This window comes from Noviherbaspirillum denitrificans (assembly GCF_002211445.1).
Taxonomy (GTDB): Bacteria; Pseudomonadota; Gammaproteobacteria; order Burkholderiales; family Burkholderiaceae_D; genus Noviherbaspirillum; species Noviherbaspirillum denitrificans.
Genome location: NZ_LSTO01000001.1, coordinates 1,303,410 through 1,306,538, shown reverse-complemented (window position 1 = coordinate 1,306,538; position 3,129 = coordinate 1,303,410). Strand labels below are relative to the sequence as shown.

The following is a 3,129-nucleotide window of genomic DNA, read 5'->3' as shown; positions in this document are numbered from 1 at the left end:
GATGACCCAGCGGTCGCCTGGCGAGGAATCGGCCTTGACCTGCTGCAGCGCTACCTTGCCGTCGGCGCCGACGACCAGCACCGAGGCGCCGCTGGCGTCCCGCTGCACGGCCTGCTGCGGCACGGTGATCGCGTTTTCGCTCACCGCCTGCTCGAGGCGGGCGCGCACATACAGGCCGGGCAGCAGCATGCGGTCCGGATTCGGGAATTCCGCGCGCAGCGTGACCGCGCCGGTGCTCTCGTCGACGGCGACGTCGGAGAACAGCAGCTTGCCGTCGTGCGGATAGCTGCGTCCATCTTCGGTCACAAGCTTCACTTTCGCCTTGTCCTTGCCGACGCTCTTCAGGCTTCCGCTCGCCAGCGCGCGGCGCAGTTGCAGCAGTTCGGCGCTGGATTGCGTGAGGTTCACGTACACGGGGTCGAGCTGCTGGATGGTCGCCAGCGGCGTCGCTTCGCCCTGGCCCACCAGTGCGCCTTCGGTGACCTGGGCGCGGCCGATGCGGCCGGAGATCGGCGCGGTGACTGTCGCGTAGCCAAGGTTGAGGCGCGCGGTGTCCTGCGATGCCTTGGCCGCAGCGAGTTCCGCGGTGGCCTGCTTCTGCGCGGTCAGCGCGTCGTCGTATTCCTGCTTGCTGATGGCATTGGTTTCGACCAGCGGCTTGTAGCGCTGCGCCTTCAGGTTGGCCTGTGCGAGGTTAGCTTCAGCTTTAGCGACGGCTGCCTGCGTGCTGTTGAAGGTGGCCTGGAAGGGCGCCGGATCGATGCGGAACAGCACGTCGCCCGCTTTCACCTCGCTGCCTTCCTGGAACACGCGTTTCTGCACGATGCCCGGCACGCGCGCCCGCACCTGCGCTGTGCGGGTTGCCTCGATGCGTCCAGGCAGTTCGGTCGTCATGACAAGACGTTCCTGCGCCACGGTGACCACGGCCACCTCGGGCGGCGGCATGCCCGGACCCGCGCCCTGGGCGGCGGCATTCTTCTCGCCGCATCCCGCCAGGCTCAGCAACATGGTCACAAGCGCCGCAACGGGCGCAATACGCCGAACTGAAGTCATGTCTTTCTCGCAATGAATAAGTGAAAACCCTCCTGTTCAAGGAAGGTCGGTGAAATCGGGGAGGCAGCGCCGGAAGGTGGCGGCAGGGCGAATGGCGTCCGCGCTGTTGTTGTTCCGGACTGCAAGACGGTCGTTCTATTCTAGCGGCTTCCCGGGATCTCTGCCGTCCGGCATTCCTGCGCCTCTTGCCTTGATATCAACGTTGCATGCTTGGTCAGAAGTTGCCCTATGACAGCATGTGCTCGGTTAAAATGCTGATCTAAATCAACTTTTTGGCGTATGCCGGAAGAAGAGTAGAGGGCGGCACCTTCGCGGGCTGCATTCAATATTACAGGGCCGTCCAACAGGCCTGCGGAGACGGGGTAAGTAACATGCCCACACGATCTGTTAGTCAGGCGCGCGCCGCGTCCATCTGCGCCGTGGTGTCCGCCTGTATTGCTGCCGGACTTGCGCACGCCGGAGAGCAACGCATGGACCTTGCGGAACTGTCCATCGAGCAGCTGCTTTCCCTCGAGGTTTACAGTGCATCCCGCTTCGTCCAGAAGGTGAGTGATGCGCCGTCCTCCGTATCGGTCGTGACGGCGGCGGATATCCGGGCCTTCGGCTGGCGCACGCTTGCCGACATCCTGCGCAGCATGCGCGGACTCTACCTGAGCAACGACCGCAACTATGCCTATCTCGGCGCCCGTGGATTCCTGCGACCGGGCGATTACAACACCCGCTTCCTGTTGCTGGTCGACGGCAGCCGCATCAATGACGCCGTGTATGACCAGGCGTCGATCGGCACCGACTTCCTGGTCGACGTGGACCTGATCGAACGCGTGGAATTCGTGCCGGGGCCGGGCTCGTCGATCTACGGCGCCAATGCCTTGTTCGGCATCATCAACATCATCACCAAGAACGGCCGCGACCTGAGCGGCGCGCAGGCCTCCATCGAATACGGCAGCCAGGGCATGCGCAAGGCGCGGGCAAGCTACGGCATGCGCCACGACGACGGCACCGAATGGCTGTTGTCGGTGAACGACTTCCGCGAAGACGGGGCCGACCTCTATTTTCCCGAGTTCGACACGCCGGCCGCAAATGGCGGCGTCGCGCGCCGCATGGACTACGACCGCGCGCAAAACCTGCTGATGAAAGGCGCCGCTGGACCCTGGAGCATCTCCGTTGCGCACAGCGAGCGGACGAAGGGGATTCCTACCGCCGCCTTCAGCCAGGTTTTCAACGATCCGCGCTCGCGCACCGTCGATACGCGGACTTCGGTCGATGCCGTGTACCGTGCGCGGCTGGCTGCCGATGCAGAAGTGACTTCGCGCATCTACTGGGGTCGCTACGATTACATGGGCGACTACGTGTACGGCGCGCCGGTTCCGACAGTCAACCGCGATGGTGCGCGCGCCAACTGGTGGGGCGCCGAAACCCGCTTCGTCATGACCCCTGTCGAGGGACACAAGCTGGTGGCCGGGGCCGAAGTGCAGCGCGACTACCGGCGCCGCCAGTTCAATTTCGATATCGAGCCCTTCCTTGCCAGGCTCGACGATCAGCGCGCCGGCAACCGCCTCGGCGTCTATGCCCAGGATGAATTCACGTTGCGTCCGGATCTCCTGCTCAATGCCGGCGTGCGCTACGACTACACTTCATCGACCGGCGACAGCAACATCAATCCGCGCGTGGCGCTGATCCACAAGGCGAGCGCGTCCACCACCTTCAAGGCGATCACGGGTACGGCCTTCCGTGCGCCGAACGCTTACGAGCTGTATTACGACTTGCGCGCCGCAGGCGGGCAGAAAGCCAACCCCAGCCTCAAGGCGGAACGCGTGCGCACCAACGAGCTGAGTGCGGAGCATTACTTTTCGCCGGATGCCCGCCTGACCGCGTCGCTGTTCCGGAACACCGTCTCGGACCTGATCACGCAGACCGTCGATCCCGCAGACGGCCTGCTGGTGTTCCGCAACCTCGACCGGGTGAAGGCACATGGCGCGGAACTGGAACTGGAACGGGCCTGGTCAAGCGGTGCGCGGCTGCGCTCCAGCGTCAGCTGGCAGCACGCCGTCGACGATGTTACCGGCACGGCGCTGG

The 3,129-nt window shown here is 64.5% G+C and carries 2 protein-coding genes; one reads left to right on the top strand and one right to left on the bottom strand.

Annotated elements, in window-relative coordinates:
• Nucleotides 1–1,053, bottom strand: a 1,053-nt coding sequence (locus tag AYR66_RS06510) for an efflux RND transporter periplasmic adaptor subunit (protein ID WP_234814828.1), incomplete at its 3' end; no start/stop codon positions are given.
• 371 nt (nucleotides 1,054–1,424) lie between these two features.
• On the opposite strand from AYR66_RS06510, the gene AYR66_RS06505 reads away from it, so the two are divergent.
• On the top strand, nucleotides 1,425–3,129 hold a 1,705-nt coding region (locus tag AYR66_RS06505; protein ID WP_206047084.1), incomplete at its 3' end, for a TonB-dependent receptor plug domain-containing protein.